Raw genomic sequence first — 25686 nt, 5'->3', positions numbered from 1 at the left:
CGCTGGGTGCAAAAGTCGTGAGCCAGAACAAGAAATATCAATCGTTAGACCTCGAATTGGCGAGCGACGATCCGTGGCGGCTCGACGGTAATCCGTTCGAGCGGGAGCGTCACACTCAAATGCTCCGGCTGTCGCTTTCCCAAGGAGTTATTACACATGCTCTCGAAGTCGGGTGCGCAGCCGGCGCATTCACAGAAAAGCTGGCACCCCACTGTGAACGGCTCACGGTGGTCGATGTTATGCCGCGAGCGATCGGTCGAGCGTGCCAACGGACGAAGAGGTGGTCGCACATCACGTGGATAGCTTCCGATATCCAAGAGTTCTCGACCCCAGAATTGTTTGATCTGATCGTCGTGGCGGAAGTTCTCTATTACCTCGAAGACATGACTGAGATCCGCGCGGCCATCCGCAATCTGGTGCAGATGCTTGCGCCAGGTGGGCATCTGCTCTTTGGATCGGCGCGTGATGCCGCCTGCAGGCGTTGGGGGCACGTTGCTGGTGCCGAGTCGGTCATCACCATGCTCAATGAAACGTTGATCGAGGTCGAGCGCGTTCAGTGCCAGGGTCAGTCGGTTAACGAAGACTGCTTGCTCGTCTACTTTCGGAATCCAGTTCGAGTGTCCATTAAATCCAATTGCTGAGGAGACACTATGCGTATCTGCGGCATCAAGCTGACGCATGACGGGGCGATTGCTCTTGTGGAAGACGGACGGCTGGTCTTTTGCGTCGAGCAGGAGAAACGGAGCAACAATCCGCGGTATCAAACCATCGACAATCTTGACGCAGTTGTTGTGGCTTTGGCGGAGCATGGTCTGGATCCGCAGGATGTTGATCAGTTCGTCATCGACGGCTGGGACGGGCAGGTCGAGTCGCAATTCCAAGTCCTCAGCGGCGTGACCCCTATCACTCTCAAAGGGGCGCCGTATGTTGAACGGAATCCCCACGGCCTTCTCACTTCGCGCGACGGCTTTAACCTGATGCTCGACGGCCAGGTCTTTCCTTATAAAAGCTATCCGCACGTGACAGGTCATGTGGCCTCCGCATACTGCACAAGCCCTTTTGCTAAAGCCGGACAACCCGCCTTCTGCCTGGTATGGGACGGCTGCATCTTTCCACGTCTCTACTACGTAGAACCCCGCGGCGCGCACTTCATCGAATGCCTGTTTCCGATCATAGGCCATGCTTATGCTGTCGCGGGCCATCACTTCGGACCTTATAGGCAGGCGAGCCGTACTAGCTGGGACCTTGGTCTTGCCGGCAAGCTAATGGCCTATATCGCACTCGGTTCTGTTGATGAAGGCATCGTGGCTGTATTTCAGGAGCTCTACGAGGAGCGCTTTGCGGGCGACACGGAGCATGCTCGTCATCATCGTGCGGAGGTCAATAGCGAGGAGGCCTCACTTGAGGCTATGCACGACTTCTTCGACGCGAGCGAGCTCCGATTGAAAGATAAGCTGCCCGAAGATGTACTTGCATCGTTTCATTGTTTCCTCGAGCGTCTCCTTATCCGCCAAATGGCGATTGCTTTGGAGCGGCATTCGTGTTTTCCGGGGCCGCGCAATTTGTGCATAGCCGGAGGCTGCGGTCTCAATATCAAATGGAACAGTGCACTACGTGCGACCGGCCTGTTCGATGATGTCTGGGTGCCGCCCTTTCCGAATGATAGCGGCTCGGCCATCGGTGCCGCTTGCTCCGCAATGGCGGCGGCCAAGGGCTTCGTGCCGCTGCAATGGTCGGTCTACAGTGGCCCGGCACTGAGACCCAGCGATGTGTCGTCCGAATGGAACGCTGCGCCATGCAGTATGCGTGAACTTGCGACCATCCTCGCGAGCAACAAGCCAGTGGTTTTCCTCGCCGGTCGGGCGGAGCTCGGACCACGAGCATTGGGTGGCAGAAGCATTCTCGCAGCCGCGACTTCGCCGGCAATGAAGGATCATCTCAACGACATCAAGCTCCGCGAACTCTTTCGGCCAGTCGCGCCGATATGCCTGGAGGATCGTGCGCCGGAGATTTTCAGCCCCGGAACGCCGGATCCTTACATGCTTTTCGATCACCAGACGCGGGCAGAATGGTGGAACAAAGTCCCCGCTATTATGCATCTCGACGGATCTGCGCGACTGCAGACCGTTCCCAGAACCTCTCCGCACAAAATCGCGGAGCTCCTCGTCGAATATGAAGAGCTCACGGGCATTCCGCTGCTTTGCAATACAAGTGCCAACCACCATGGACGTGGATTTTTTCCGGATGCCGCAGCAGCCTGCCAGTGGGGACGCGTTGAACACGTATGGTGCGACGGCCTGCTATGGACCAAAACGGTCGTAAGTGAACGATCGCCGGCCGAACGCCTTCTTTCAGTCTAAGATCAACATATGTCCACCGTAGCAATCGACCTTAGCTGCGTAAGGAAGTCATACGGCGACAAAATCGTCGTCGACGGGCTGTCCTTTGCTGTCGCGTCGGGAGAGTGCTTTGGCCTCCTCGGACCAAACGGGGCGGGCAAAAGCACGATTGCACGTATGGTTCTCGGCATGGTAGCGCCAGACACCGGCAAGATGACCGTGCTCGGCGAGCCCGTACCGGCGCGTGCTCGCCTGGCACGCGCGCGCATCGGCGTGGTGCCGCAGTTCGATAACCTCGAACTGGAATTCACCGTCCGCGAGAACCTGCTGGTATTTGGGCGCTACTTCAACATGAGCGCCCGCGAGGTCGAAGCAGTTTTGCCAGCACTGCTCGAGTTCGCTCGCCTGGAGAGCAAGGCGGATGCTCGCGTCGCCGAACTATCCGGCGGCATGAAGCGGCGGCTGACGCTGGCGCGTGCGCTGATCAACGACCCGCATTTGCTGGTGATGGACGAGCCTACCACCGGTCTAGATCCGCACGCGCGCCACCTAATCTGGGAACGCCTGCGATTGCTGCTGGCGCGAGGCAAGACCATTCTTTTGACCACCCACTTCATGGAAGAGGCCGAGCGGTTGTGCGATCGGCTGTGCGTGCTTGAGGCAGGACGCAAGATCGCAGAAGGCGAGCCTCGCGCGTTGATCGATGAGCAGATCGGCTGCCAAGTGATCGAGATCTATGGCGGCAATCCGCACGAGCTATCTTCTCTGATCCGGCCGTATGCGCGGCATATTGAAGTGAGCGGCGAGACGCTTTTTTGCTATGCGCCAGATCCCGAGCAGGTACTCGTGCAGCTGCGCGGGCGCGTAGGTCTACGCCTTCTGCAGCGTCCTGCGAATCTCGAGGATGTCTTTTTGCGGCTGACCGGGCGGGAAATGGAGAGATGAACGATGCGTGAAGGTTACGCTGCCGTCATGCCCGCGAACGCGTACAACTGGGTCGCTGTATGGCGTCGGAATTTTCTGGCGTGGAGGAAAGTCGCGCTTGCATCGGTTCTCGGGAATCTCGCCGATCCCATGACTAATCTGTTTGGCCTCGGCTTTGGCCTTGGAATAATTGTGGGGCTCATTGACGGCACCTCATACATCGCGTTTCTGGCTGGTGGGATGGTCGCGACTAGCGCCATGACCGCCGCCACCTTCGAAACAATGTATGCGGCGTTCGCCCGCATGCGTGCTCAGCGCACTTGGGAAGCAATCTTGTGCACACAGCTCACGCTCGGCGACATCGTTCTCGGTGAATTGGCCTGGGCAGCCACCAAAGCCGTTCTGGCAGGAACGGCAATAGCAGTGGTTGCCGTGACCCTGGGCTACGCAGCGTGGGCATCCATCATCTATTCGATACCAGCAATCGCAATCACTGGCTTCGTCTTCGCGAGCCTAGCGATGGTCGTCGTATCCCTTGCGTCCAGCTACGATTACTTCGTGTTTTACCAGACGCTGGTCGTCACACCCATGGTGTTCCTGTGCGGCGCAGTCTTTCCGGTGAGCCAGATGCCCAGCGCATTTCAGCGCGTGGCGGGCTTATTGCCGCTGGCACATTCGGTCGACCTCATCCGCCCAGTGATGCTTGGGCTCCCGACCGGCGGCATCGGCCTGCATATCGGTGCACTGTGCATGTACGCGGTGCTGCCATTCTTCCTCTCGATCGCGCTGCTTCGCCGGCGACTGATGCGTTAACGCTACATTCCGCAGAAGCGATCGCGATACACGATGCAGTACCGCGAATTCGGCAGGTCAATTGGGCTTCGTGTTACGATAAATGGAGAATGAGATGTTGTGTCTAGGAGTGAGCGGCGGGCTAGACAAAGTCTATGAAAATACACGTGAGCTTTCAAACACATTTCTGCACGATGGCGCTGCGGTGCTCGTCCGGGACGGACGTGTGATAGCGGCCGTCGAAGAGGAGCGCCTCAATCGGATCAAGCACTCCAACAAGTTTCCAAGCCGTTCGATTCAGTACTGCCTTGCAGCCGCAGGGGTTCAGCTCAGCGACATCGATCATATCGCGTTCTACGCGACTGAGGCCTATTGCAACGCTATGCTCGAAGGCCTGTTCGGGTCCCAGCCGGATCTCTCCATTCCTTTGGATGCGAAACTGTTGATGCGTGGCTTACTAGCGCAGGAGTTTGGTACCGAGGTCGATCCGTCGCGTGTCTCTTTCGTAAGTCACCATCAGGCGCACGCCGTAAGCGCCTTTGCGATGTCGGGCTTCGAGCAAAGTCTAATCCTCGCGATCGATGGCGGTGGTGATTTTCTCTCCGGCCTCTTGGCGGTAGGATCTGGCACCGAAGTTACGCAACTTGCGACCTTCCCAGAGAATAATTCTCTAGGGCTGTTCTATCTGGAGACGATCCGCTATCTCGGCTACGGGTTATTCGATGAGTACAAGGTCATGGGGCTTGCCCCCTACGGGGATCCGGCTCCCCATCGTGAGCTCTTCGAGCAGTTCTATGAACTTTTAGATAACGGTGGCTACCGCGTCTATCTCGACCGAATCGGTCCGACGCTGCGCCGGCGCATCCAGGTCCGGCGAAAGGGAATGCCATTCACGCAGCAGCATCGAGATGTGAGTGCTTCATTGCAGGAAGCCTTGGAGCGGATCGTGTTTCACATTCTCCGGCATCATCGCGAGGCTACCGGTAAGAAGCGGTTGTGCCTGGCTGGAGGGGTCGCCCACAACTGCACCATGAACGGTAAGCTCTTGTATTCAGGGCTTTTCGAAGATATCTTCGTGCAACCCGCGGCGCATGACGCTGGCTGCGCATTAGGCGCTGCACTAATGATGTCTAACGAGCTGGGCCGGCCCGCGCCACGTGAGCGGCTGCAGGAGGTCTACTGGGGTCCTGATCTCGGAAGCGAGCGCGCCGTGCAGCAGGAACTGGATGCATGGGGTGGACACCTTGACGTCGAACGCAGTGACGACGTGGCAAGTTGCGCAGCCGACTGGATGGCTAATGGCGCCGTGATCGGGTGGGTGCAGGGTCGTTCGGAGTTCGGGCCACGTGCGCTTGGCAATCGCAGCATTCTTGCCGATCCTCGGCCTGCCGCAAACAAGGACCGGATCAACGCGATGGTAAAGAAGCGCGAAGGCTATCGACCGTTCGCGCCATCAGTGCTGGAGGAAGATGCGAGCGAATTTTTCGACCTCGCCGACGGTACGCGCGAATTTCCCTTTATGAACTTTGTGGTTCGCGTGCGCGACTCCAAGCAAAGCGTGCTCGGTGCTATAACGCACGTCGACGGCACTGCGCGACTGCAAACAGTATCGCGCAAGACAAATCCCGCCTACTGGGAGGTTATTAATTCGTTCAAGAAGCGGACGGGCATCCCAGTTCTGCTCAATACGTCCTTTAACAACAATGCCGAGCCGATCGTGGATTCGGTTGCAGATGCGATTACCACATTTCTGACGACAGAGTTGGATGGACTTGTGGTCGGGCCGTTCCTCGTCAAAAAGCGCGCGGCGACGTTGGAGGATTGGACTGCGCTCGCGGTTTCATTGCCACCTTATGCACGCCTCTATCGAGTCCGCGCTTACACAGGGCCAGATCGCCAGGAGACTGTGTGCGAAATCCGCACCGGCCACTCCAGCGGTGACAGTGTGCGTATTTCACAGGATGCGTTCGATCTACTGATGCAGATCGAGGGCGAAGCCGTGCTTGGGGATCTCCTGGATACAATTACTTTCGATCGGGCTAGGCGTGAAGCTCTCGTGAAGGAACTGCGGGGATTATGGGAGCAGCGCCGCATTCGGCTGCATCCTTCACATGCTGCTCGCGCGCATCAAGACTGTGATCAAATGCTGGAGAAAGCATAACGGGACATGAATATGGCCGTGTGCATGTCTCCAAATGCGGGGGGCAGCTGGGCCCCTGAGTGCGGCATATCCGGTAGCTGGGCTCATGCTTGTAGTCTGGGCGCTGCGCCACAGCAGCAGCTCAGGACGGCAAGCGCCACCAGCAGCAGAAATTCTGTTCGACATGGTACATGCCGGAAAGTGCTTCGAAGAGCTGTTGCAATAAGGGGAATAGGGCTGAAATCAAGCATGTCGGCGGCAACATTTTCGCGCGGCTCCTCCATGGCAGTGGCATATGAAGTTCTACCAGCCAAATTGGCTAACATCACGATCGCTGACGACAGCATCGTGCGAGGCCATACGTAGAGTTTCCGTAGCGTCCTTATCTCGGGCGGTATTCCCTTAACGAGGAACACAAATGCTTGTTGGCTCGATGAACGACCGGTTCGTTGTTTCGCGACGACGTACTGGTTTCGGTGATTGCCTGTGGTCACTGGCGTCAGCCTGGCGCTATGCGCAGCGGACGGGGCGTACTCTAGCCATTGATTGGCGTGGTTCCTGTTATCTTGATCAACCCTTCACGAACGCCTTTCCGGTGTTCTTCGAGCCAATTCAAGACATCGCTGGCGTACGGGTTATCTGCGATGACAAGATCAACCAGCTCTCATTCCCGGGGCCTTTCTTCCCGTCATGGTGGAATCAGCCATCGATCGACTGCGTTTACCGCCCAGATGAACAGATTTTCCGAGAACGTGACGAGCTGAGTGAGCTTTTCCAAGCCGAATATGATAGTGAAGCCAACACCGTGGTGTGCGATGCTTGTTTGATGTGGCGTTGCGATCAGGATGCCGAACGACAGATATTTCGGAGCATCAAACCGAGGCCTGAAATTCAAGCTCGGATTGACGCCCTATATCAAGAGCACTTTGAAGGGCGCAGCATAATCGGGGTTCATGTTCGGCACGGCAACGGCGAAGATATAATGGGGCACACGCCCTACTGGGCGGATCCGGAGCTCGCCTTGCGGCAAGTATGCACTGCCATTGATACAGCCAAAGCGCTATCTCATCGAGGACCTGTGAGGGTATTACTGTGTACGGACAGCGCGCAGGTGCTTCACAAGTTGTCTGGTGTGTTTCCCGATCTTTTCACGATCCCAAAACGCTTCCAGGCGGATCAGGCTGGGCCATTACATAGTGCGGCACTGGGAGCCGACGGCGGGATCTCCGCTCTCATCGAGATGTATCTTCTCGGGCGATGCGATACCGTGATTCGCTTTCCACCGACTAGCGCCTTCACGCGCTATGCCCGCCTCTTCGCGCCACGCATTATTGAGTTCGATTTGAACGATCCTAGTCGGTTGATCTTGATTGATGAATCCTCCGAACATCTCCTGGCTTTATGAAACTTGCAACCCGCACCGTCGTCGATCATATCGGCGCGCCCTGATGTCGGATGTCGTCTTTCGTTAAGGTTCAGAACTGCGACAAAGAACGTCGTCGCACTATCGCCATCGAGCAGCCGATCACGGTTCGTGTGGAACATGGTGGCATCCCACAGGGGATCATCGATCGACAGTCCGACAAATTAGCGGAAAAAGATAGTGGTCGAGCTGCTCGATCAACTGCCGCTCAGATCGCACGTGTAGAACGCTTCCAGCAGCAGAGCCCGCAAAGAGCCGCTCGGGCGGGATCGACCAACGGCTTCCCGGCGTAAAGCCTCCGGAAGTCTCGCGACAGCTCCTTCAGCGCTGCCTCAATTAGCTCGCGGACAACGCGCTGCTCTAAACCGCTCGTAGTTGAATATCCCTTCCGCCCGCTGATCTTCCCTGCGGATAAACCCATACGATTGTCGCCCGCAACGTCTCGATGGCCGCATCGCGATCACGAATAGCATTCAATCCAGCAGCTCGATCGGTCTCCGACAGCGTGAGCGCCTGTTCCAACTGAGCCGCTATCGAATTTGCCAGGCGTAAGTTCTCCTCCATGTTGGGCTCGGCTAGACGTCGCCGTTCCGAACTATGGAGGGGTCGAAAGCCGAGGAGGAGTTCTCTTCAGCTTGCCTGTTTGGCGCACCGGTTTCCGCCAGATGCCGCACGGGCTCCTCGCTAGGCGCGGCGTAAATCCCACCAGGTTTGAAATATCTGACGATATTGTTCGGTTACGGCCCGACCTCAATCCACGATCCCGGCTTGCTGAACGTGCCGAAGTTCCTGCTCATAGCCGAGCTCTATCAAAAGCTCATCGCCGATTGCATCCGTTATTGCTTGCATCTCTTGAATGCTCAGTTCAGTTTGCCAAGTGTAGACTGAGCGGTCATCGACTGCCTTTCTCTCGAAGATTTTTCGATCCCCGAAGCGACTGGAGCGAAGATATTCCGGCTGCTGCATCGTCGCCGATGCAATGCCCGTTGGATCGTAACCGAGCCCAGCGATGACGCGCCGGATTTCCTCATCGGGGTACGCCACCAAATGTTCGTACCGCACCACGCGCGTCTGCCGCCGACGTCGGTGCGCGGCAAGCGCAGGTAGGCCCAGAACGAGATCGGCGAGAGAAGACGTGATGTCGGGAGGCAGGCTAAGCACAAGATCGGAGAGATCAGATAGGCTGGCGGGCGGCCAGCTTTCTGGCACCAGCGGGATACCCCACGTCGATTTCAGTGAAGCGGCAACAGCGTAGGGATTACGTAATAGAAGGATGTGTGGCGCTTCTGGATAGAGAGAATCCAAGAAATCGAGGACCATCCAATAACGCGGCGTCTTGTCTACGAAGGTACGCTTGCCCGCTGCTGCCAAATATTGGCCGTAAGCCGCATCAGCAAAAGCGCGACTGACGATAGTACGATCGATTCGGCCCAAAAACTCGGAGGTGGCGTCCTGAATCAGTGATGCCCCCGCTGGGTGACGGTGGTCCACCCGGCCAAATGCCTCAAGTGCCAGCATTAACCAGGGCTCAGGCGGCGCCACAATATCTGGGTGCTGCTGGAGCAAATGCGACAGCAGCGTCGTCCCCGACCGGGGAAGACCGAGGAGAAAGCAGACCGCAGGCAAATCGTTGGCATCTCGGCTCATGATTCCACCCCCTTATGCTTGGAGGACGCGAGCGGCCGCCCGAGCCTCCTTTGTCCCGTTGAAAGAAATAACGGCAGCCGTGCTGTTCCACATGTGACCGCGTGCGCAGCATCGTGACATGAGGAGGACTTCGCCTGCATCTTCCACATGATCTGGGAGCTATGGAATTCGATCCATTTGACCGGATCGCAGAAGCATTTGGCACCTGCAATCGGCAGCTCCTGATTGCTCGCAAAGCAAAGGCGACGTCGACAGTTAGTTCAATTGTACGTAGATAGGCTGGTGATACAAAAAAGGTTGGAAAAGCTATACGGAGATTTATCGGAGGCAAGTGCTTGCGACGCGGGGGGCGCTTGTCGCGTTGAGGCGGCGCGGTGCAGCTTGCGTAGCCGCCGGCGAAGGTGGCCGCAATGGGCATGCGCCTCGGTTGATGCTCGCCCCTGCACCTGAGAAATCTTCTCAGAGCCACGGTGAAGATCGATAGCCATTCTGGATGCCTGAATTCAATTTCTCCAACTGACTTTTTGCTATCCGTTTCTTCCAACTGTTAAAATCGATTGTTTTGATGGAATGCATCCACGTGCTGGATAAGTCCGGATCATGCGTTCAGGGCCTCGATCATCTAAATCTGCTCGTCGCGCTCGAGGTATCGCTTCGGTGGCGGCCGCTTTGTGAAGTTCGGTCGTCTTTGTGAGGATCTGACCTTAAGGCCTTAAGTCTAGCTTTGAGGTCATGTGCGAATGCTGGTGAAGGTATTGGGCGCCGCTCGCGTTTGCCCGTGCAAAAGCCTCGGAAGACGAAGCGCTGATCGCCCATCAGAAGTTTAGGGTCGCCAAGCTCGAGCGCCACATCTACGGCCATCTGGAGCGATCATCGCGGCTGATCGACCCATTTGGCGCTGACCTTCGAAGAGCTGGAAATTGGCGCCACTAAAGACGAGCTGTTTGCGGAGCAGGCTGTAGCCAAGACGACGAGTGTGCGCGGATTTACGTCCCGAACGCCAGACCGTCACCAGTTTTTCTTCAGTAGACCCCATTGACGCTGCAGCTTCGAGAGTCGATGGGCTTTCACCGGCGCATTATAAGTCTTCCGAAACTCGTCAGTTTTTGGACAGGTACGTCTTATAGCATTGAGATACTGTCTATCTGGACTGCGATGTCCGGCTTGATCTGCTGCAGAGGAGAGGGGAATGTATTGCCCTAACGAAACAACCCTGAACCCTTTCGTTAACCGTCGATTCCGTCCGGACGTACTGGTCTTGCTGCAACTGCCCTGTGGGCGAATGGCGCAGCGTGTTCGGCGGTTCTGTGGTTGCAACCGCGCTCCGTGATCGCCTGCTTCCTCGTTAGTCGGTGATCACCATCCCTGGTGAGAGCTACCGGCTTCGAGAAGCACGGCTCCGGCGCATTCCCTTCATTTGGCTACCGAGAAGACGGCATCGATGAATGCAGAACGGGCCCAGCTTGGCGCTGGCACTCCTTCCGAGACTTCCGAATCAGAAACCTCCGAACCAGGGTCCCCGGCCGCGGCGCAGTGGGTCGACGCCTTGACCGAGGCGGAGGCGTCCGCCGCCGACCCCGCCTCGTCGCAGGACCAGGTCCTGACGGGCCGGGCTGCCGAAGAGGGGCAGGGCGAAGACGAGAATCGAGAAGAGGCGCTAAGTCGAACGAGGGCTTGGCGGGAGGCGGGCGATGTCGATGAGCCGCTGGATCTGTCGTCCCTGTCCCTGACCGCCTTGTCCGCTCCCCTACCGCCCGAGCTCCGGCGCCTGAACGTCGACAACAATCAGCTGACCAGCCTGCCCGATCTTCCAGCCGATCTCCAGCGGCTGTACGCCAACAACAATCGGCTGACCAGCTTGCCCGACCTTCCGGCCGGGCTTCGGCGGCTCTACGCCATCGGCAACGGGCTGACCAGTCTGCCCGCCCTTCCAGCCGGGCTCCAGCGCCTGAACGTCGACTACAATCAGCTGACCAATCTGCCCGAGCCCCTCCCGGCTGAGCTCGAATGGCTCAGCGCTAGCCACAACCAGCTGACTAGCCTGCCCGAGACGATTCCCGCCGAGCTCCTATGGCTCGGCGCCAGCAACAACCAGCTGACCAGCGTGCCAGAGACCCTGCTGACGCAGCTGGGCCGTGAGTCCAGCGTTGATCTGGAGAATAATCCGCTCCCCGAGGGGGTACTGACCAACCTGGCGACAGCCATGCATGCCGGGGACTATGCCGGCCCGCAGATCTTTTTGTCTGTGGCCGAGGGAGCGGTGCAAGTCGAGCCGCAGGCCCTGCACGAGGTTGTCGCGCACTGGCTCGAGGGCGACACTGAGACAGTGGCCGCCTGGCAGCGCTTCGCCGAAGAGCCAGGTGCTCAGGACTACGCACGCGTCCTCGATAGGCTCCGTGGCACAGTGAACTATGGCAATGACGCGTTCCGGCAGGCGGTGGCCGAGGATCTGCGGCAGGCGGCGGTCAGGCCGCGATTGCGCGAGCAGTACTTCGCCGCGGCGTTGGGAGTGAGCGAGAGGTGCGAGGATCGCATCACTTTGGCCTGGAACGGCATGCAGACCGCACGCCTGAACGCTGATGTCGAGGACGGAGCCTATGACAGGCGGCTCGACGAACTGCTTCAGCGCGGCCGTGTGATGTTCCGTTTGAGGGCGCTTGACGGGATCGCGCGCGAGACGGTCAACTCGCTCCGCCGTGCCGACCCGGACGCCGACATCGACGAGATTGAGGTCTATCTTGCCTACCAGAGCCAGCTGTGCGACCCCCTGGAGCTGCGGCACGTCACCCCAGACATGCGCTTCTTGAACATCTCTCACGTGACAGAAGACGCCGTTGCCAGGGCCACGACGACGGTGCGGGACCAAGAGGCGACGGGATTCGCGGACTATCTGGCAAGGGGCTGGCAACCTTGGGATAGCGTGTTGAGACGCATCGCCCCCGAAGATCATGCAGCGATGCAGGAGCGGCTCATCGATGCGATGGGCGAGGAGTTTCAAACTCGCTTGAACCAGCGTCTTGCCGAGCATGGCCTGACAGGCGACCCCGATGCCGAGCGGGAGCTCGGAGCCCAGACCCGCAACGAAGTCGCCAGCGAGATCAAGGGTGCGCTAACGCGCCAGGTGCTCGCAAAGCACGGCCTCGAGCTGTGAAGCAGCCGTTGATGCGAGGACTGTCAATTGCTGTTTCGGCCGTCGCCGCGGTCGATTGCGCGACCGAGATGAGAGATTATGCCTGCCTGGCAGCTCCGCCGCCGCAGCAGCAAGCCGAGCTAGCCGACCGTGAGCCATCGCCACGCTCCAGAAGGACTGCGATGGCGGAAGGCCGTCGAGAAACGCCTGCAAGGGAGAGCTTGCTGCCGCCTATCGTCAGACCCAGTTCGATCACGAAATGATGAATTGGAATGACGTGGCCGGTAGAGGAGGAGCGGATTGCTCAACAGCAATACCTCATTCCAGCGCATCGAACGGTGTGAGAGCGAACTAAACGAATTCGCCGGCGGTTCTGATCTGCGCAGCAATTTAGCTGACGGACCTGGCCCGACCGCATTGACAATACTTGCGATAAACCAGCGCGCATTAGGGCAATGGAGCAAGACGGAGCCAAACTGGTCGTGCCGCGCACGTTACGCGAGACTCGAAAATCGGCTTGTGCACCTGCGTTTGCTATTGTCCGAAAGCAAACGCGCCCGATGTGGGGAACCCGCCAAGCTGTTGCGAGCGCGACATTGGGCCGCAAAACGCGTGAGCGTTCCTTTGCATCACACTGGCCCAAATCCTGCACCGCGTTCACGGGCGAGGGCAAGAGAATTGGGAGGCGGGTTTGAGTCTCGATCTGAGAAACGACGAAGCGGTCGCTAGTCCACCGTCGGCGACCGACGTGGGCTGTCCGTTTCACACCGATAGAGTGCGCATCCAGCAGGGAGAACAGAAGACGCTGGTGCTAACCGGCGCGTCGCGCGGCATTGGTCACGCCACCGGAAAGCTGTTTTCGGAAGCGGGCTGGCGCATCATTTCTTGCGCGCGCCAACCGTTCGATGGCGGGCGCTGCCCGTGGAAGTCAGGGGCCGACAACCATGTCCAGGTCGACCTCAGCAACCATCGGATGCTGCCGCGCGCCATCGCCGAGGTCAAGGAGCGCCTCGCGGGCGCGCCATTGCACGCATTGATCAACAATGCCGGCATGTCACCGAAGACGCCGAATGGCGCGCGACTGACGTCGTTGACGACGTCAGTCGAAACCTGGATGAGGGTGTTCCACCTCAATCTGGTGGCACCGATCCTGCTAGCGCAAGGCCTGTTTGACGAGCTGAAAGCAGCGTCAGGATCGATTGTCAACGTGACCTCAATCGCTGGCTCGCGGGTGCACCCGTTTGCCGGCTCCGCCTACGCGACATCGAAAGCTGCGCTCGCGTGTCTCACGCGCGAAATGGCGCACGACTATGCACCATATGGCATTCGCGTGAATGCGATCGCGCCCGGCGAGATCAAGACCGACATTTTGTCGCCGAACACGGAAGCGCGTCTTGTACCAAATATTCCGCTGCGCCGAGTGGGCACACCCGAAGAAGTCGCGAAGGTCATCTTCTTCCTATGCTCGGATGCGGCAAGCTATGTCACGGGCACCGAGGTGCCGATCAATGGCGGCCAACACCTGTGATCGACTATACCTGCAAGAAACAAGTCGCAGCTGATTTGATCTACATCAATAAAATTCGTGTTCCCGCGGAATGTGCGCGACGAGTTCGGAAGAGCAGAGAATAAGCAAGTCAAAGCACACTGTAAGTTTACCGTCGTGTCGCGATGCAGTTTTACCATCGTGCCATAATAAGAAGTTATCTCTTGCGTCATCCTAAAATGGGGCGAGATCGAGGATGGCATGCAACACAATATTCGCAAATCCGAACAGGATGACAGGGAGGATGGTCATAACAACGGAGACGTCGTCATGCTGGATATCCCTTCCGTACGCGAAAGGCCTAACTCAAACTCCGAGACGGACGATGCGCTCCCTAACGTGCCGTTGTACGAGAGCGCGATTATCGGGATCTTCGAAATATCGAAAGTACTCACCGCACCCTGCCGGCTGGAAGTCACGCTGGCCAACGTCGTCGATCTTCTGCAATCGTTTGTGCAGATGCGGCACGGCATCGTCTCGCTGTTCCACGATGATGACGTGCCGGACATTACCGTGGGCGCCGGCTGGAGCGAAGGCAGCGACGAGCGCTTCCGGATGCGCCTGCCGCAGAAGGTAATCGACGAGATCGTGGCGTCGGACAAGCCGCTCGTCGCCGAAAACGTAGCAGTGCATCCGGCCTTTAGTGCTGCGGACAAGGAGGTGCTCGGGGCCTCCGACGACACGCGAGTATCGTTCATCGGCGTTCCCATTCGCGTCGACGCGAATGTCGTGGGCACGCTGACGATCGACCGGATCCTGGACAATGCGTCGAGCGCCCGGCTCGATTACGACGTCCGGCTGCTCACAATGGTTGCCAACCTAGCGGGGCAGACAGTGAAGCTGCATCGCCTGTTCGCGTGTGACCGCGAGCGACTGATGGCGGAGAAGGACCGGCTGCAAAAGGAATTGACCGAGCTCAAACAGCCTGCGCGGGAGCGCAAGAAGGTTCATGTCGAGGGGATTATTGGCGACAGCCCGGCGCTGCGCAGGTTGCTCGAGAAGATCGCGGTCGTAGCCAAATCAAACAGTACGGTGCTGTTGCGCGGCGAGTCCGGTACCGGAAAGGAGCTGGTCGCTAAGGCCATTCACGAGCGGTCGGCGCGCGCCAAGCGGCCCTTCATAAAACTCAATTGCGCGGCGCTGCCTGAGACGGTACTGGAATCCGAATTGTTCGGTCATGAGAAGGGTGCCTTTACCAGCGCGTTCACTGCGCGCAAGGGCCGCTTTGAGCTCGCCGACAAGGGAACACTATTTTTGGACGAGATCGGCGAGATCTCGGCCTCATTCCAGGCAAAGCTGTTGCGCGTGCTGCAGGAGCAGGAATTCGAGCGCGTCGGCGGCAACCAGACCATTAAGGTCGACGTTCGCGTGATTGCCGCCACGAATAAGAACCTGGAAGAGGCGGTGGCGAGGAACGAGTTCCGCGCCGACCTCTATTATCGCATCAGCGTGGTTCCCTTGTTGCTGCCGCCGTTGCGCGAAAGGCGCGGTGATATTCCGCTCCTCGCCACCGAGTTTCTCAGGAGTTTCAACAGCGAGAACGGCCGTACGCTTACCTTCGATGCGAGTGCGATTGAAGTACTGATGAACTGCGGTTTTCCCGGAAATGTCCGCGAGCTTGAGAATTGCGTGCAACGGACCGCGACTATGGCACCGGGACCATCGATCGTGAGAGACGACTTTGCCTGCTGCCACGGCCAGTGCCTTTCCGCGATGCTATGGAAGAGCGGATCGGACGAGATGGCGCTGCAGCCGGGGCCAATCGTATCAGTGCCCGCCAAGCCGGCCACGTCGCCGGCCGAGGCTGCTACATCGGCCCCGCCTGTCGGCAGCGAGCTCGCTCCGTTAGCGCCAGTCGGCGCAGCCCTCGTAGGTGGTGCGAAGATGACAGATCGCGAGCGTGTCATCGCGGCAATGGAAAAATCCGGCTGGGTGCAGGCGAAGGCGGCGCGCCTGCTTGGACTTACGCCGCGCCAAATTGGCTACGCCCTGAGAAAATATGGCGTCGAGATCAAGCGCTTCTGACGGCAGTGTTGGACTTTGGTGTGTCGGGGCCGTGACTATCTGCGCTTAAGGCGAATAGCTGGAGGAACAAATAGAGGCTTGATGGTTTGGCGCGGACTTCGACCCGATCACGATCGGATGCGACCCCCGCGTCAGCGCTGTCTCTGTCATGATCGAGAGCAGCCGCCCGACTACCGGCGGTCCCATGCCCGCTACGCTCGTGCGAACGCCACGCTGTCATCGCGAATCCGTTGTCGATGTCACCATCGACCATCAGCTCACGGCCGGATAGCGTCAGCGAGACCATCGGGTGCTATTCGACCACGTTCAATTCGCTCGGCGTCATATGCAGCGACCGCTGCGCGGTGCGGGGCCAGCGTTCGAAAACGACCGCCGTGTGCCTCGCGGTCGCAGGCGCCGCAAGCTTATTGCGGCGCTGATGCGAAGCATAGTCCCGTGCAAGTCGGCTCAGGGCTTACGCTCTCTCGTGAGCGCAGCGGCCGCTGCGGAGACTCGGGATCGCGTATGGATCAACTCAAGCAAAGCGCATCTCGTCTTTGGGCAGCTCTCCTTGATCCAATTAACGGCAGATCACGCCGCGCGAACCTGGCTGTCGTAGTCACGACGAATGTCACAATTCCGTCGGCGAACGTCAGGCTACAGTGACATCAAGCATCACAAAAGCCATTGTATTGCGGCCTGATTTTGAAAGTCGCGCAATGGTACGACACTTGCTGTTCTCTTGGTCAGCCGTCGCAACGTCTGGAGAAGCACATGCACAACGTCGTCTGCATCAAGCAGGTTCCCGACTCCGCGCAGATCCGCGTGCACCCCGTGACCAACACGATCATGCGTCAGGGCGTGCCGACCATCATTAATCCATACGACCTCTTCGCGCTCGAGGCCGCGTTGGAGCTGCGCGATAAGTTCGGCGGCGAGATCACCGTCCTTACAATGGGGCCGCCATCAGCCGAGGACTCGTTACGCAAAGCGCTGACCTTTGGCGCCGATCGCGCCGTACTGCTCACCGACCGCTGCTTTGCGGGCGCCGATACGCTGGCAACGACTTACGCGCTGGCGACCGCCATCCGCAAAATCGGCAAGGAATATGGCCCGCCGGACCTCATCTTCACCGGTAAGCAGACCATCGACGGCGACACCGCGCAGGTTGGTCCTGGCGTCGCGAAGCGGCTCGGTGTTCTGCAGCTTACCTATGTCGCAAAGATCAGAGCCCTGGATCTCACCGCACGCACAATTGAAACGGAACGGCGCTCCGAAGGTGGCGTCCAGGTGCTCCGCACCAGGCTGCCGTGTCTCATTACCATGCTGGAAGCAACCAACCAGATTCGCCGCGGCGCCATGGCCGACGCATTGCGCGCCGCCCGGGCGCCGATCGTGAAATGGAGTGCGCAGGAGGCCGGCGTCGAGGACATCTCCAAATGCGGTCTTAAGGGCTCGCCGACCGTCGTCAAGCGTGTCTTCGCGCCATCCGCGCGCGCTGAGAAGGCGGTGCTGGTAGAGGCCGGCGAGCAGCCGGCGCAAGCATTGATCGATGCCATCTTCAAGCACCAGCCCAAGCTTGAAACCGACCTTGCGGCGCTAGCCCGCGATGCCTGATCTGAATGGCTTGGCGAATGAGCGATGTGATGGGAGCTCCCGCGTTGCCCGCGGAACGGCGCGCCGCCAAGAAGGCGCTGCCTGCGCGTTTCAACGCTGACAAGCATGTCTGGGTCTTCATCGAACAGGAGCCCGGGCAGGTGCATCCAATTTCCTGGAAGCTGATGGGCGCGGGCCGCAAGCTCGCCGAGAAGCGGAAGCTTGATCTCGCGGCGATCGTGATCGGTCCGGAGGGCGAGGCGACAAGCAGCGCCGCGGTCGAATTCGTCCTACGCCGAGACCTTGTCCATCTCGTCGCCGAACATGCTCGCAGATTACCGCAACCAGTCCTACAGCATGGCGTTGACCGATCTTGTCAACACCCACAAGCCGGAATTCCTGCTGTGCAAGCCAAGATCTTGGGCCGTGATGTCGCCTCGGGCGGTCACCGCATTCACGCGACCGCGTCGCAGGTGAGCGTACGTTTTGAGGACATCCGCCACTAAACAAAGGAGAGGCTCTTGATCGAAGAGAGGTTCGATGCCATCGTGGTTGGCGCCGGAATGGCCGGCAACGCGGCGGCGCTGACCATGGCCAAGCGTGGCATGAAGGTACTGCAGCTCGAGCGCGGCGAATATTCCGGATCAAAGAACGTGCAGGCTGCCATCCTCGATACGGACATCCTGGAACAGCTGACCCCCGATTTCCGCGAGGACGCGCCGCTCGAGCGCCGCCTTGTCGAGCAGCGCTTTTGGTTAATGGATAGCCGCTCCCATATCGGGCTGCGCTACCGCTTCAACGACCGCAACGACAAGCGACCGAACCGGCATATCGTTATCCGCGCCCTATTCGACAAATGGTTCTCGGGCAAGGTGAGGGAGGCCGGCGCCACCGTCTTGTACCAAACCACCGTTACAGAGCTGGCGCAGAACCGCCGCGGCCGCGTCATTGGTGTGCGTACCGACCGCCAGGATCGCATAATCCACGCCGATGTAGTGGTGCTCGCCGAGGGCGTCAATGGCTTGCTCGGGACGCGTGCGGGCTGGCGCGAGCGGTCGGCGCCCGACCAGGTTGCGCTGCAGGTCAAGGAAATGCTCCTTTTGCCGCGCGAGACCATCGAAGCCCGTTTCAATCTCAAGCGCGACGAAGGGGTCGTGATCGAGGCCGCCGGCTCCATCTCGCGCGGTATGACCGGCATCGGTTTCATCTATGCGAATAGGGAGTGCATCTCACTCGGCGTCGGCTGCCTCGTCTCCGATCTCCAGCGAACGGGCGAAACGCCTTACGGGCTACTCAATCGCTTCAAGCGTCATCCGTCGGTGGTGCCGCTAATCAACGGCTCAGAGCTCAAGGAATATTCCGCGCACCTCATCGCGAAACGAGGCTACAACACCATACCCCAGCTCTGCGGCAAGGGCTGGGTGGTGGTCGGGGATGCCGCCGAACTCAATAATACCGGCCATCGTGGGCCTCTGAACGTTGCGATGATCTCTGGACGAATTGCCGCGGAAGCGATCTTCCGTCTGAAGTCGCGTGGCGATCGCAGCACGTCAAATAGTGTTTCACTGTACAAGAAGATGCTGAATGAGTCGTATGAAGATCTAAAAAAAAAGGATATGCCGGCGCTGATGCACACCCAGCCGGACAACTTTCTCCTCACCCATCGGCAGCTCGTCTCGAAGGCGATCCTGAACTTCGCGCGCACCGGTGGCAGGCCAAAGGCGGGGGAGGAGAAGTCGGACTCAAAACCCTTTTGCGATGAGTGGTCATGGACCGGACTCTTCGGCGATGGGTTCCGTTTGCCGCGCGCCTGGCGCTGAATTAGTACTAGCTCAAGCGAAAACATGGACGCCAGAAACATGAACTTCGAGCATTCGGTGGTACGCTATCCGGCGTAGGCCGCAGGCTGATTGGATAAGTCGGGCGACCAGCGCTAGCCAAGTCGGATCTTCTTTGTGCATCCGGACGAGCTCGATCAGGTTTTCGATTCCGAAGTCGGTGAAGTCCATGGGCGCCGTGTTCGCCGGCGCCATAGACCCAGACGACGCCGTCCTCGGGATTTGGTCACTCCGGTCCCTGAAACCGGGAGGCCTATTTAGGAAATAGTCTCGGTTGCAAACGCTTTCTCCGCATATTGATCGACCCGAAACGATGATCGCTTGGACGTGCTGGTGGCAGGCGTCGAAGCGCGGCCGGGTACTCCTGGTACGGCGGCGCCGCAACAAGCGTTGGTTGTTTCCCGGCGGGCGCCGACGCGGCCGCGAAACAGCGGAGCAGTGCCTCTGGCGCGAGATCAAGGCTCTATGCGGTATGTCGCGTCACAGGATTTAGGCCAGCGCGAGGCGGCGAGTTGTCGTGGGTTTTCGTGTGCAACATCGTGTTCGCAACATGTTGGCGGATATTGAACAAGTGCGGCTTTGGCTTTCGGAGAGAAAGAACGCGCGGCGCTTCGTTTTGCATCCAGCTGCCCGTGCGCGGAAGCATCAGGCGATTGGCCCGGCTTTTGCTCCCTTGTTTGCCAACGGCGTGCGGCTCTCGCTTTGTCAGAATCGTGCGCTGCAGAATGTGGATCTCGATGCGACCAAAGGCGATGCCATGAAGAATTGGAGTTCGGTGACAACCAAGGTGCTAGGAGGCACGGCAACTATTGCAATGGCCTTGATGACGCCCACCGCGCTGGCGGTCGAACACAAAGTCGAATACAAAAAGGATAATAGCAGCAATCCCAGCCTCCGAGACGTTCCTGAAAGCAGGAGCGTCCTTGCCCAGATCTCAGTCGCTTCGGAGCGACCTGCAAGCTTCACGCTTGCGAACGGCCTGCAGGTGGTAGTGATCCCCGATCACCGCACGCCCGTCGTGACGCAGATGATCTGGTATAAGGTCGGTTCCGCCGACGAAACGCCGGGCAAGTCGGGGCTTGCGCATTTCCTCGAACACCTAATGTTCGAGGGCACGGCCAATCATCCGGCGGGTGCCTTCTCCCAGACCTTGCTGCGCGTTGGCGGCGACGAGAACGCCTTCACCTCGACCGACTACACTAGCTATTTCCAGCGCGTGCCGCGCGAGCAACTCTGTAAGATAATGGAATTCGAGGCCGACCGGATGACCGGTCTCGTTCTCCAAGATGAGAACGTGCTGTCCGAGCGCGATGTTGTGCTCGAAGAATTCAACATGCGCGTCGCCAACAATCCCGATGCGCGGCTCACCGAGCAGATGATGGCGGCGCTTTACCTCAACCACCCCTACGGCCGCCCCATTATCGGCTGGCGCCAGGAGCTCGAGAAGCTCGACCGCGAGGACGCGCTCGCCTTCTATAAGCGCTTCTACGCTCCGAATAACGCGATCCTGATCATCGCCGGCGACGTCGATCCCAATGAAATCCGCCCGATGGTGGAGAAGAATTTTGGCGACATTCCCGCACAGCCTTCGATCCCTGCAAAACGCCTGCGGCCACAGGAGCCGACGGCGGCGGCCCCGCGCACGGTGACATTGTCCGATCCGCGCGTCGAGCAGCCGACTCTGCACCGCTATTATCTCGTGCCGTCGGCTTCAACTGCGGCCGCCGGCAAGAGTCCTGCGCTGGACGTGCTCGCGCAATTGATGGGCGGCGGTGCCAACTCCTATCTCTATCGTTCGCTGGCGATCGACAAGCAGCTAGCCATCAGCACCGGCGCGAGCTACCAGGGCACCTCGCTCGATTCTTCGCAATTCATGATTTGGGCCACGCCGAAGCCCGGCGTCGAGTTCTCCCAGCTCGAGGACGCCATCGGCAAGGTGATCGCCGATCTCGCGCAAAACCCCGCGCGCGCCGAGGACCTTGAACGCGTCAAGACCCAGCTGATCGCAAGGGCGATCTACTCCCAGGACAATCAGGTAATGCTTGCGGTCCGGTATGGCGGCGCGCTCACCACAGGGCTCAGCATCGACGACGTCCGGAGCTGGCCGGATCGCATCCGCGCCGTCACCGCCGAGCAGGTGCGCGGGGCCGCGCAGAAATGGCTCGACAAGAAACGTTCGGTGACCGGTTACTTGATCAAGGATGTTGCGCCCAAAAGCGAGGAGAAGCGCTCGTGACCTATTTTCTGAAACGGCGTTCGGTTCTGATCGGCGGCAGTGCGCTCGCGCTGACGACGATGCTCGCTTCGCGGCCGTCGCAGGCCACAATCAAGATCCAGCGCCTAGTCTCGCCCGGCGGCATCGAAGCTTGGTTCGTGCAGGACGCCACGGTCCCGCTGATCGCGATGGAGTATGCCTTCGGCGGCGGCGCCACCCAGGACCCCGCCGACAAGCCCGGCGTCGGTCACCTGGTCGCCGGCCTGCTCGACGAGGGCTCTGGCGACCTCGATTCCAAGACCTTTCACGAGCGGCTTGACCGCCGCGCCATCGAGCTCAGCTTTCATTCGACCCGCGACCAGTTCGGCGGCTCCTTGCGCATACTCAAGGACAACAAGGACGATGCCTTCGACCTGCTGCGGATGGCGCTGACCTCGCCGCATTTCGACGGGCCGGACGTCGAGCGGATCCGCGCGCACGTGCTCTCGAGATTGCAGCGCGAGTCCACGGACCCGAGCTCGCTCGCCAATCGCAAGTTCCTCGAGGTCGCCTTCGACGGCCATCCTTACGGGCGGCAATCTCATGGTACGCTGGACAGCGTGCCGAAAATCGACATAGCCGATCTCAAGGACTATGTCCGCCGAGTGATCGCGAAGGACACGCTCAAGATCGCCGTCGTCGGCGATGTCGATCCGGAGGTCCTCGGCAAATTGCTCGACAAGACCTTTGGCAGCCTGCCGGCCAAGGCGGAGTTGACACAGGTAGCCGATGTGGTCGCGGCAAAGCCGCCGCAGCTCATTGTCGTTCCGCTGGACGTGCCGCAGACGGTCGTGACCTTCGGCGGTCCCGGCGTCCGCCGCAGCGAGCCGGATTTCATGGCCGCCTATGTCGTCAACCACATCCTCGGCGGCGGTCTGTCATCGCGGCTGTTCCGCGAAGTCCGCCAGAAGCGCGGGCTTGCCTATTCCGTCCATGAGACGCTGCTCTGGATGGATCATTCCGCCGTGTTTGTCGGCAATACCGGTACTCGCGCCGATCGCGCCGGCGAGACCGTGGAGGAGGTCGAGAAGCAAGTCCGCCGCATGTCCGAAGAAGGTCCGACCCAGCAGGAGCTCGATGATGCCAAGGCGTACCTGAAGGGCTCGCAGATGCTGGCGCTCGATACGTCGTCAAACCTGGCGCGGGCGCTGCTGCAATACCAGCTCGACAAGCTGCCGATCGACTATATTGAAAAGCGCAACGCCCTCGTCGATGCGGTGACGCTGGAGGACGCCAAGAAGGTCGCGCAGCGGCTGTGGGGCCAGGGCCTGCTCACCGTCATCGTCGGCCGCTCTCCAGAGGTCGTCGCCCAGCCGGCCACCGCGCCATCGGCCGCAACGCCGCCGCCACCGGCGGTACAGCCAGGCGCCGCGCCATCAGCCGCAACGCCGGCAACACCCAATTAAGCTTTGTGTTCGTGAGGTGACTTTCGGTACGCGCTAAGGACAAGCTGTCCTACAGCCGTTATTTGCCGACGCCCGACCTGGGCCTACATCAAGGGGCGGCCTCACGAAAGTCCGTCACTGCGGTCGCTCCTGCTGAATGCTGTTGCCACGCCGCCACGGGTCGAACACCAAGGTCGAGACTGCCGCTGACGGTCGCATCGAATGCGGCCCTCCCGGGTCACCGGCGAACCGCGCCCGCGACATCGAATGGAGCTAGCGACACGGCCGCTATGGCGAGCTATTCAAGTTTCGGTGACGATTGGGCAGCTGCCATGGCGCCCTAAGAGGGATCTTCGTTGGTTCGATCCATCTGGCCGCGCACTCCAATCCCGCTCCCCCCGTCGCGCCGTTGCGGCTAGTGAAGCTAAAAAGATGTTTAGCCCAACTTTTCGCAGAAACCGGTCAATGTCCTTATTCGGGAGCTGTTTGGCCGCTCTGCTAAACTGCTGGAGTGGTATGATCGGGCATTTTGTCATCGTCGCCTGAACGGGAAGCGAAGAGGAGCGCCCGCTACGAATATGTTTGCCAGTTCAGCTGCCATCGCAACCACTGTGCTCGGCATTATTGGCATGGCCATGTGGCTCTTCAATAAGCAGGCGAGGTTGAGAGAGTTGGCCGAGCTGAAAAAGAAGCTCCATGATCTTAAGCCCTCTCACCTGAACACGGCGCAGTTAGGGTACACTTCGATGTCATAGAGCATGAAGTGTTTCTCATTTCGGCTCTGGATCAAGCGACCATAGCGGGAGCGCCCATCACAACGGCGATGACTACGCTGTGATCATTCTGGTGGTGCCGGAAATCACAACTGATCATGTGTAAGAACTAGATCGAATACAGCTATTTTAATCTCGTCGTCGAGCGGCACCTTTCGTTAATGAAGTAGTCCGGCCGTACTCCCGCCCTGCCAGCAACGAATGCTGGCAGGGGCACCGAAGACAAGGAGCACGCGATGTCACAGAAGCTCGACGCTTCGCCCGCTCAGCGGTTCGGACCGCCGGCTAGTGCGGTGCGGCTTGCACGCCTAAAACGCTGTTGGGCCGCTCAGGCCGCGACGGCTTCGCAACTCTCGACGGCTTGGCGGTCCCGGGATAGACGGTGAGTGCCGCGATGATGCCGAGCACGGCTGCGAACATCAGCCAAAAGCCGGGTGAAGCCTTATCATCGGTCCGGTCGATCAGCCAAGTCGAGGCCAGTGGCGTAAAGGTGCCGAACAAGGCGGCCGCGAGTGCGAAGGCCAGGGAGAAGCAGGTTGTGCGCACATGCTTCGGCACGATCTCGACAAGAGCGCCCAGCATAGTGCCGCTATAGATGCCGAAGTAGAACGAGAACATCATAGCCACCACGAGCATCTTGCCGAAAGTAGGGGAGCTTACCAGCCAGTGCAATGCCGGATAGGCGGTCACTAACGCAAGGCCGGCAATTGCTAGCAGAACCGGCTTGCGGCCGATTCGGTCAGAGACGGCGCCGCCAATCGGATTCCATATAAAGTTCGTCACGGCGACCAAAAGCGTCACCAAAAGCGCGTCCTGGGAGGACAGCTTCAACACGTTCTTGCCGAATGTGGGCGTGTAAACGGTGACGAAATAGAAGGTCGTTGTGGTCAGGATCGCCATCATCATGCCGAGGATGACGATTCGCCAGTTGGCGAGTGCCGAGGCAAAGACCTCGCGGGCCGTGGGATGCTTCTTCATCGCTAGAAATTCCGGCGTTTCCTCCAGCGTGCGGCGGAGGAAAAAGATAAGCGGAATGATCAGGCAGCCGAGAAAGAACGGGATGCGCCAGCCCCAGGCGGCTACTGTTTCGACCGGCATCGATTCGTTCAGCACATAGCCCACGATCGCCGCGACAAAGATCGCGACCTGCTGGCTGGAGGACTGGAACGAGGTGTAAAAGCCGCGCTTGCCCGGGGTTGCGATCTCCGACAGATAGACCGAAACGCCGCCGACTTCGACGCCGGCGGAAAAGCCCTGCAGCAGCCGTCCGAGCAGCACGATAACGGGTGCGGCAATGCCAATTGTCTCGTAACTGGGACAGAAGGCGATGATTACGGTGCCGATTGCCATGATTGAGAGCGTGACGATCAGGCCTTGCCGACGGCCTATTTTGTCAATATAGGCTCCGAGCACGATCGCGCCGACCGGACGCATCAAGGCGCCCAGCCAGAACACGCCGAACGTGTTGAGCAGCGAAGCGGTTTCGCTCTCAGACGGGAAGAACGCCTTCCCAATGGCGCTGGCGTAAAAGCCGAACAGAAAAAAATCGAACTGCTCGAGGAAATTGCCGCTCGTCGCACTCAAAATCGCGCCGATGCGCGATTTGACCGTTGGTGCATGCGGGATGAATGTTTGTGACACTGTGAGTTTCCTCCCCGTCTGAAATGGCCGGTTGCGGAAAACCTCACGCCAGCCCAACTGCAATTCAGGCCGGGAATCTGCCATCATGGACACTACCGACCAGCCGGAAAGCGCCTCATCTTTTTGGCATATTTTCGGCGACTGGCGGACTGTTGCACAGGTTTTCAGGGTCTGTTTTGCATGTTCAGCGAGGAGCCAATCGCGGAGCAATCGGACCTTGACCGATCTTTCGGCGACAACATCCATCCGCCGGC

At 59.3% G+C, this 25686-nt stretch carries 17 protein-coding genes and 2 pseudogenes; 17 read left to right on the top strand and 2 right to left on the bottom strand.

Translation table 11 applies throughout. From position 1 onward, the window contains the following. Nucleotides 1–17: 17 nt before the first annotated feature. The 7 genes from nodS to HCN58_RS30855 all read left to right on the top strand — a co-directional run bounded on the left by nodS (nucleotide 18) and on the right by HCN58_RS30855 (nucleotide 7911). On the top strand, nucleotides 18–641 hold the full coding sequence (nodS, locus tag HCN58_RS30885; protein ID WP_171583160.1) for a nodulation methyltransferase NodS: 624 nt from the start codon (nucleotides 18–20) through the stop codon (nucleotides 639–641). A 9-nt stretch (nucleotides 642–650) separates the two neighbouring features. After that, nucleotides 651–2360 (top strand): nodulation protein NodU, encoded by a 1710-nt coding sequence (gene nodU, locus HCN58_RS30880; RefSeq protein WP_171583109.1) that lies wholly within the window; start codon nucleotides 651–653, stop codon nucleotides 2358–2360. A gap of 9 nt (nucleotides 2361–2369) precedes the next feature. Beyond that, nucleotides 2370–3284, top strand: a complete 915-nt coding sequence (nodI, locus tag HCN58_RS30875) for a nodulation factor ABC transporter ATP-binding protein NodI (RefSeq protein WP_171583108.1) — start codon at nucleotides 2370–2372, stop codon at nucleotides 3282–3284. A 3-nt stretch (nucleotides 3285–3287) separates the two neighbouring features. After that, the gene (locus HCN58_RS30870) at nucleotides 3288–4076 is read left to right on the top strand and encodes a nodulation factor ABC transporter permease subunit NodJ (RefSeq protein ID WP_171583107.1); all 789 of its coding nucleotides are present in this window, start codon (nucleotides 3288–3290) and stop codon (nucleotides 4074–4076) included. Nucleotides 4077–4170: 94 nt separating this feature from the next. Continuing rightward, nucleotides 4171–6216: a carbamoyltransferase family protein gene (locus HCN58_RS30865; protein ID WP_171583159.1), complete on the top strand. Its 2046-nt coding sequence runs from the start codon at nucleotides 4171–4173 to the stop codon at nucleotides 6214–6216. A 397-nt stretch (nucleotides 6217–6613) separates the two neighbouring features. Next, entirely contained in the window at nucleotides 6614–7600 is a 987-nt protein-coding gene (locus HCN58_RS30860) for a nodulation protein NodZ (RefSeq protein ID WP_283814661.1), read from the top strand. Nucleotides 7601–7650: 50 nt separating this feature from the next. Continuing rightward, the gene (locus HCN58_RS30855; protein WP_171583106.1) at nucleotides 7651–7911 is read left to right on the top strand and encodes a hypothetical protein; all 261 of its coding nucleotides are present in this window, start codon (nucleotides 7651–7653) and stop codon (nucleotides 7909–7911) included. A gap of 457 nt (nucleotides 7912–8368) precedes the next feature. Here the strand turns inward: HCN58_RS30855 and noeE are convergent, their stop codons facing one another. Continuing rightward, a complete protein-coding gene (gene noeE / locus HCN58_RS30850; RefSeq protein ID WP_283814660.1) occupies nucleotides 8369–9265 on the bottom strand; it encodes a nodulation protein NoeE in 897 nt (298 codons plus the stop codon). A 759-nt stretch (nucleotides 9266–10024) separates the two neighbouring features. Between noeE and HCN58_RS36295 the strand changes: the two are divergent. The 10 genes and pseudogenes from HCN58_RS36295 to HCN58_RS30805 form a co-directional block, all read left to right on the top strand. Then, nucleotides 10025–10283, top strand: a pseudogene (locus HCN58_RS36295) (IS66 family transposase); the annotation flags it as partial. 423 nt (nucleotides 10284–10706) lie between these two features. Further along, on the top strand, nucleotides 10707–12416 hold the full coding sequence (locus HCN58_RS30845) for an NEL-type E3 ubiquitin ligase domain-containing protein (protein ID WP_171583105.1): 1710 nt from the start codon (nucleotides 10707–10709) through the stop codon (nucleotides 12414–12416). A gap of 727 nt (nucleotides 12417–13143) precedes the next feature. Beyond that, nucleotides 13144–13923 carry an SDR family NAD(P)-dependent oxidoreductase gene (locus tag HCN58_RS30840; RefSeq protein ID WP_311966917.1) on the top strand — a complete coding sequence of 260 codons (780 nt, stop codon included), beginning with the start codon at nucleotides 13144–13146 and terminating at the stop codon, nucleotides 13921–13923. Between the two features lie 288 nt (nucleotides 13924–14211). After that, nucleotides 14212–15966: a nif-specific transcriptional activator NifA gene (nifA, locus tag HCN58_RS30835; RefSeq protein WP_235984036.1), complete on the top strand. Its 1755-nt coding sequence runs from the start codon at nucleotides 14212–14214 to the stop codon at nucleotides 15964–15966. A 753-nt stretch (nucleotides 15967–16719) separates the two neighbouring features. Further along, a complete protein-coding gene (locus tag HCN58_RS30830) occupies nucleotides 16720–17562 on the top strand; it encodes an electron transfer flavoprotein subunit beta/FixA family protein (RefSeq protein ID WP_028350621.1) in 843 nt (280 codons plus the stop codon). Between the two features lie 17 nt (nucleotides 17563–17579). Further along, nucleotides 17580–18047: a hypothetical protein gene (locus HCN58_RS30825; RefSeq protein ID WP_376701238.1), complete on the top strand. Its 468-nt coding sequence runs from the start codon at nucleotides 17580–17582 to the stop codon at nucleotides 18045–18047. A gap of 15 nt (nucleotides 18048–18062) precedes the next feature. Beyond that, the gene (locus tag HCN58_RS30820) at nucleotides 18063–19361 is read left to right on the top strand and encodes an FAD-dependent oxidoreductase (RefSeq protein WP_171583102.1); all 1299 of its coding nucleotides are present in this window, start codon (nucleotides 18063–18065) and stop codon (nucleotides 19359–19361) included. 331 nt (nucleotides 19362–19692) lie between these two features. Then, nucleotides 19693–19839 (top strand): annotated as a pseudogene (locus tag HCN58_RS30815) (NUDIX domain-containing protein); the annotation flags it as partial. A gap of 297 nt (nucleotides 19840–20136) precedes the next feature. After that, nucleotides 20137–21615 (top strand): M16 family metallopeptidase, encoded by a 1479-nt coding sequence (locus tag HCN58_RS30810; protein ID WP_235984035.1) that lies wholly within the window; start codon nucleotides 20137–20139, stop codon nucleotides 21613–21615. Further along, nucleotides 21612–23039, top strand: coding sequence for a M16 family metallopeptidase (locus HCN58_RS30805; RefSeq protein WP_311966911.1), 1428 nt, complete (start codon nucleotides 21612–21614; stop codon nucleotides 23037–23039). The genes HCN58_RS30810 and HCN58_RS30805 overlap by 4 nt, the downstream gene beginning before the upstream one ends. 1037 nt (nucleotides 23040–24076) lie before the next feature. Here the strand turns inward: HCN58_RS30805 and HCN58_RS30800 are convergent. Then, nucleotides 24077–25432 carry an MFS transporter gene (locus HCN58_RS30800; protein WP_311966910.1) on the bottom strand — a complete coding sequence of 452 codons (1356 nt, stop codon included), beginning with the start codon at nucleotides 25430–25432 and terminating at the stop codon, nucleotides 24077–24079. Between the last annotated feature and the right edge of the window lie 254 nt (nucleotides 25433–25686).

This window comes from Bradyrhizobium australiense (assembly GCF_013114825.1).
Taxonomy (GTDB): domain Bacteria; phylum Pseudomonadota; class Alphaproteobacteria; order Rhizobiales; family Xanthobacteraceae; genus Bradyrhizobium; species Bradyrhizobium australiense.
The sequence above is the reverse complement of the archived record's forward strand: the minus strand, read 5'-3'. Positions and strand labels throughout refer to the sequence as shown.

Excerpts from the sequence above, each read along its gene's own strand:
- nodU (WP_171583109.1), top strand. The coding sequence starts at position 651 with ATGCGTATCTGCGGCATCAAGCTGACGCATGACGGGGCGATTGCTCTT.
- HCN58_RS30855 (WP_171583106.1), top strand. The coding sequence starts at position 7,651 with ATGTCGTCTTTCGTTAAGGTTCAGAACTGCGACAAAGAACGTCGTCGC.
- HCN58_RS30860 (WP_283814661.1), top strand. The coding sequence starts at position 6,614 with ATGCTTGTTGGCTCGATGAACGACCGGTTCGTTGTTTCGCGACGACGT.
- nifA (WP_235984036.1), top strand. The coding sequence starts at position 14,212 with ATGCTGGATATCCCTTCCGTACGCGAAAGGCCTAACTCAAACTCCGAG.
- HCN58_RS30870 (WP_171583107.1), top strand. The coding sequence starts at position 3,288 with ATGCGTGAAGGTTACGCTGCCGTCATGCCCGCGAACGCGTACAACTGG.
- HCN58_RS30865 (WP_171583159.1), top strand. The coding sequence starts at position 4,171 with ATGTTGTGTCTAGGAGTGAGCGGCGGGCTAGACAAAGTCTATGAAAAT.
- noeE (WP_283814660.1), bottom strand. The coding sequence starts at position 9,265 with ATGAGCCGAGATGCCAACGATTTGCCTGCGGTCTGCTTTCTCCTCGGT.
- HCN58_RS30810 (WP_235984035.1), top strand. The coding sequence starts at position 20,137 with ATGAAGAATTGGAGTTCGGTGACAACCAAGGTGCTAGGAGGCACGGCA.
- HCN58_RS30830 (WP_028350621.1), top strand. The coding sequence starts at position 16,720 with ATGCACAACGTCGTCTGCATCAAGCAGGTTCCCGACTCCGCGCAGATC.
- nodI (WP_171583108.1), top strand. The coding sequence starts at position 2,370 with ATGTCCACCGTAGCAATCGACCTTAGCTGCGTAAGGAAGTCATACGGC.
- HCN58_RS30825 (WP_376701238.1), top strand. The coding sequence starts at position 17,580 with ATGAGCGATGTGATGGGAGCTCCCGCGTTGCCCGCGGAACGGCGCGCC.
- HCN58_RS30845 (WP_171583105.1), top strand. The coding sequence starts at position 10,707 with ATGAATGCAGAACGGGCCCAGCTTGGCGCTGGCACTCCTTCCGAGACT.